Genomic DNA, 2,549 nt, shown 5'->3' on the forward strand with positions numbered 1-2,549 from the left:
CCGACGAACGGCGCAAGCTGCGGCAGAGCCTCTACGACATCAGCAGGGAGATGTACCAGGGCAACTGAGCGGCAATGGCATCCGCCCTGCCTTCGCCCATGCCCGCGGTCTTTTCCCTCCCGCGCAAGCGCAAAGCGAGCGATGGCTCCATCCGCGCGGCGCCGTTCACCGCGGCTTGAAATGCCGCAGGAAATCGACAAACACCTCCGCCGCCAGCTGCGCATCCTCGGCGGTGATCGTCTCCAGCGGGTTGTGGCTGATGCCGCCGTTGCCGCAGCGGACGAACAGCATCGCCACATCGGTGATCCGCTGCATCATCATCGCATCGTGCCCGGCGCCCGACGGCAGCTCGAAGGCCTGCAGCCCGCGCTTGTTCAGCACCGCCGCGAACTGCGCGCGCAGCCACGGCGCGCACGGCGCGTTGTTGACCGGCGGCACCCGTTCCACCTCCGCACGCACGCCGCGCCGCGCCGCGATCGCCTCGATGCCGGCGACGATATCGGCGATCGCGGCCTCGCGCACCGCGTCCTCGCCGGCGCGGATATCCATCGAGAAGTGGCACGCGGCCGGAATCACGTTGCTGGAGCCGTTCGGCACCTGCAGCTGGCCGACCGTGCCGACCAGCGTCGGCGCCTGGCCGCAGCGCGACTCGACCAGCAGCACCATTTCAGCGGCCGCCGCGGCGGCATCCTTGCGCATCGTCATCGGCGTGGTGCCGGCATGGCTGGCCAGCCCTTCGACGCGCACCTGGAAGCGGCTGCTGCCGGCGATCTGCGTGACGATGCCCAGCGGCAGGTCATGGTGCAGCAGTACCGGTCCCTGTTCGATATGTACTTCGACGAAGCCGAGCAGCGTCGCCGGATCGACCGCCGCCGCGCGCAGCGCATCGGGATCGCCGCGGCCCGGCAGGTCGGATTCGGCCAGCGCCTGCGCCAGCGTGATGCCGTCGGCGTCGGCGCGCGCCAGCAGCGCCGGATCGAAGCGGCCGGCGAGCACGCTGCTCGCCAGGAAGCTGGTCTTGAAACGCAGCCCTTCCTCCTCGGCGAAGCCCACCACGTCGAAGTGATAGGGCAGCCGGATGCCGGCCTCGTTCAGCGCGCCGACCACCGCGATCGGCAACAGGATGCCCAGGCGCCCGTCATAGCGGCCGCCGTTGCGCACCGTGTCGAAATGCGAGCCGGTCATCAGCACCTTCGCGTCGGGACCGGCCGACGGATCGGCCTCGTAGCGGCCGATCACGTTGCCGATCGCATCGACGCGCACCTGCATGCCGGCCGCGCGCATGCGCTCGGCGAGCATGGCCGCCGCGGCGCGGTGAGCCGGCGTCAGATAGGCGCAGGTCAGGCCGTCTTCCATATCGGAGAAGCGCGCGAGCGCGTCGGCGGCATCGAGAATGGACTGGCCCAGGGAAGGAGAGGGGGAATGCATGTGCTGGCTCTTCGGTACGTCGGTGAAAAGGGGAGTCATGCCGTCGGGGCGGACGGCACGCGTTCGCGTTGCAGCAGCGCCGCGGCCGCCGAGCCGCTGCGCGTCGCCGCTTCGATGGTGGCCGGGTAGGGGCCATAGGCGCCACAAGCTCCGCCCGGTTCGGCCCGCCCGTCGGTATAGTCGCCCGCCAGCGCCAGACCCGGCACGCCGATATCGTTGCCGGGACGCGCCAGGCCGGGCACGCAGCGGAACGTGGCCAGGCGTTCGGCGATCACGAACTCGCCGCGCGCTTCGGCAAGGCGCGCGGCATCGGGTATGACGGGCGCCAGTTGCGCGGCAAGTTGCGCGCGCACGCGCCGCGCCAGCTCGCCCTGCGGCAGCGCGGCGGCATCGTCGGCGGCGCTGATGACGACCGACCAGACGTTGTCGCGGGCTGGGTCCTGCAAGGCGCCGTGGTACTCGCTGGACAGCGCGGCGCGATCGAAGACGAATTGCCCCGGCGCGGCGGCGCTGGCGTCGAGCGCCAGGAAAGGACGCGGCAGACGCAGCGCGCCGACGTTCAGATACAGCGTGACGATCGGCACATGGTCGAAGGCGTGCAGCGTCGCGGCGGCGGCCTTCAGTGCGGCGGCGTGGTGCGCGACCGGGTGCGCGGCCGGGTCCGGGCCCAGCGATATCTGCGCCAGCAGCCGTGCCGCCTGCCGCGGCGCGGTGGCGATGATCAACTGCGCGACCTCCTGCTGGCCGGAGGCGGTCCGCAGCACCCAGCCGCGCGCGCTCCGCGCGATCGTCTGCACCGCGGCGCCGGTCCGGACCGTGCCGCCCGCGGCCACGATCGCCTGCGCGGCGGCTTCGGGGAACAGCCGGCTCAGGTCCCAGCGCGGTACCAGCATGTCGCTGTCGTCGCGCGCCGCCAGCAGGCTGTCGCGCAGCACGCGGCGGAACACGCGGGCATCGGCCTGCTCGGCCGGCGTGTTCAGCGCGGCCACGCACAGCGGGAACCACAGCCGCTGCTGCAGCGCGGGCGGCGCGTGCGCCAACCATGCGGCAACGGTCTCGCCGGCAGAGTCGGTGGAGTCGGCAGAGGGGACGGAGTTCGAGGACGTGGTGGACGTGGTGGA

General features: G+C 71.9%; 2 protein-coding genes. Both read right to left on the reverse strand.

Translation table 11 applies throughout. From position 1 onward, the window contains the following. Window positions 1-165 precede the first annotated feature (165 nt). A complete protein-coding gene (locus AC6EI8_RS26025) occupies window positions 166-1,428 on the reverse strand; it encodes a Zn-dependent hydrolase (RefSeq protein ID WP_498383332.1) in 1,263 nt (420 codons plus the stop codon). Between the two features lie 35 nt (window positions 1,429-1,463). Next, window positions 1,464-2,549, reverse strand: a 1,086-nt coding sequence (locus tag AC6EI8_RS26030) for an FAD-dependent oxidoreductase (RefSeq protein WP_498383331.1), incomplete at its 5' end; no start/stop codon positions are given.

The sequence above is a fragment of the Cupriavidus sp. R6-3 genome (genome assembly GCF_059772245.1).